Below are 2719 nucleotides of genomic sequence, written 5' to 3'. Positions count from 1 at the left end.
GCGTGACATGGTGCAGCCACGACGTGCGTTGCACGCSGCGCTGRTYTCGCGCATCAAGATCATGGCSCAYCTGGAYATCGCCGARAAGCGYYTRCCGCAGGAYGGGCGCATTGCGATCCGCGTGGGTGGCCGGCCGCTGGATATCCGCGTCTCCACCGTGCCCACCGGGCACGGCGAACGGGCGGTGCTGCGCCTGCTGGAAAAGGATGCCGGGCGGTTGCAGCTGCAACGCCTCGGCATGGCCGACGATACGCTGGCCACCTTCACCGGGTTGATCCGCCAGCCGCATGGCATCGTGCTGGTGACCGGGCCGACCGGCAGCGGCAAGACCACATCGCTGTATGCGGCACTGGGGCAGCTCGACAGCAGCACCAGCAACATCCTCACGGTGGAAGACCCGGTGGAGTACGACTTCGCCGGCATCGGCCAGATCCAGGTCAACGCGCGCATCGGCATGAGTTTCGGCACGGCGTTGCGCGCGATCCTGCGCCAGGATCCGGACACCATCATGATCGGTGAGATCCGTGACCTGGAAACGGCGCAGATCGCGGTGCAGTCGTCGCTGACCGGCCACGGCGTGCTGGCATCGCTGCATACCAATGATGCGATTTCGGCGGTGACCCGACTGGCGGACATGGGCGTGGAACCTTTCCTGCTGGCCTCATCGTTGCGTGGCGTGCTGGCGCAGCGGCTGGTGCGCAGGCTGTGCCTGCAGTGCCGGCGTGCCGAAGTGGATGCCGAGGGCCGCACCGTGTGGCGGGCCGTAGGCTGCCCCGCCTGTGCGAACAGCGGCTACCGCGGGCGCACCGGTATCCACGAACTGTTCGTGGTGGATGAGCGCGTGCGGGCACTGATCCATGAAGGGCAGGGCGAACCTGCGCTGCGCGAGGCCGCGCGGCGCGCCGGCATGCGCACCCTGCGCCAGGACGGGCAGCGCTGGGTCGACAGCGGGGTGACTACGCTGGAGGAGATCCTGCGCGTGACCGGCGACGACTGAGGCGCGCATGGCACTGTTCGACTACCAGGCCGCCAACGCGCAGGGGCGCATCGAGAWGGGACAGCTGGACGCCGACAACGCGCGCGGCGTGCGCCAGCAACTGCGCGGGCGTGGGCTGACACCGGTACAGGTATCAGCCGCACGCAGTGCTGGCAGTGGCTGGGGCACGCGCAGGCTGTCGGCCAGCGAACTGGCCTGGGCCACGCGGCAACTGGCCAGCCTGCTGGCCGCCAGCCTGCCGCTGGAAAGCGCATTGAGCGCCGTGATCGAACAGGCCGAACGCCCGCACGTTGCGCAGGCACTCACTGCGGTGCGTGCCGATGTGCGCGGCGGCCAACGGTTGACCGTGGCGCTGGCGGCGCGGCCGCGCGACTTTCCCGCGATCTATCGTGCCCTGGTGGGTGCCGGCGAGGATTCCGGCGATCTGGCGCGGGTGATGGAGCGCCTGGCCGACTACATCGAAGAGCGCAACGCGCTGCAGGCGAAGGTGCTGACGGCGTTCATCTACCCGGCGGCGATCAGCCTGGTGTCGGTGGCGATCGTGATCTTCCTGCTCAGCTACGTGGTTCCCCAGGTAGTGACTGCGTTCGTGCAGGCGCGCCAGACGCTGCCGATGCTGACCCAGGTGATGCTGGCTGCCAGTGCGTTCGTACGCGCATGGGGCATATGGACGGGGATCGGTATCGGCGCGCTGGTGGTGGGCTGGCGGCTGGCGCTGCGGCGGCCGGATCTTCGCCTGCGCTGGGACAGCCTGCTGCTGCGCGTACCGATGGTGGGCCGCTTCGTGCTGGGCGTGAACAGCGCACGCTTCGCATCGACACTGGCGATCCTGCTTGATGCCGGTGTGCCCTTGCTGCGCGCACTGGACGCCGCACGACAGACACTGGGCAATGCGCTGCTGGCGCGCTGTGCCGATGATGTGGCCGCACGCGTGCGCGAAGGTACTTCGCTTGGCGCTGCGCTGAAGGTGCAGAAAGTGTATCCGCCGATCCTGGTGCATCTGGTGGCCAGTGGCGAGAAGACCGGTACCTTGGCACCGTTGCTCGACCGCGCTGCACAGACCATCTCACGCGAGATTGAACGCCGCGCGATGGCACTCACTGCATTGCTGGAGCCCACGATGATCCTGGTGATGGGGGGCGTGGTGCTGACCATCGTGCTGGCCGTGCTGATGCCGATCATGGAAATGAACCAGCTGGTGCAGTGATGCGCGAAGCGCATCACGGGTAGCGACGCGCCATGCCCGGCGAGCGCGCAGCGCGGCAGGCTTTCGATTCTCCACACAATCCTCCACACCTTTTCTCGATCTTCCACAGGTTTCTTAAGCGGCCTGTCATCGGCGGCGACCAGCATGTCCCTGTCGCCGCAGAGTGGGCTGGGAGGCCCTCGGCGGCAGCAGGCGTGTAGTGACCGTTCCTCCCTTGGTGTTTCACCTTCGCAGTAAACCCTTCAGGAGAAGATCATGACCAAGTACAAGACCCTGGCCGCGCTGGTTGCTACCGCGCTGCTCGCCACTGCTGGTGCCGCGTCGGCCCAGACCGCTGTCACCGGCGGCGGCGCTTCGCTGCCGGCCGACCTCTACAAGGGCCAGGCCGACAGCATCCTGCCGGCCAACTTCAGCTACGCCGTGACCGGTTCGGGCACCGGCAAGAAGGCCTTCCTGGAAAACAACTCGGCGCTGTTCTCGACCACCGGTACCGTGCATTTCGCCGGCAGCGACTC

Annotated in this window: 2 protein-coding genes and 1 pseudogene; all 3 read left to right on the top strand. The window is 67.3% G+C overall.

The genetic code is table 11. The annotated features are described in order from the left end of the window. Nucleotides 1-997, top strand: a 997-nt coding sequence (locus tag AC1VAN_RS17670) for a GspE/PulE family protein (RefSeq protein ID WP_480986328.1), incomplete at its 5' end; no start/stop codon positions are given. A 7-nt stretch (nucleotides 998-1004) separates the two neighbouring features. After that, a complete protein-coding gene (gspF, locus tag AC1VAN_RS17665) occupies nucleotides 1005-2204 on the top strand; it encodes a type II secretion system inner membrane protein GspF (RefSeq protein ID WP_480986327.1) in 1200 nt (399 codons plus the stop codon). 255 nt (nucleotides 2205-2459) lie between these two features. Beyond that, a pseudogene (locus AC1VAN_RS17660) lies at nucleotides 2460-2719 on the top strand (substrate-binding domain-containing protein); the annotation flags it as partial.

This window comes from Stenotrophomonas sp. 05L44_2 (assembly GCF_056665995.1).
Note: the sequence above shows the minus strand (reverse complement) of the source record. Positions and strands in the feature narration are given on the sequence as shown.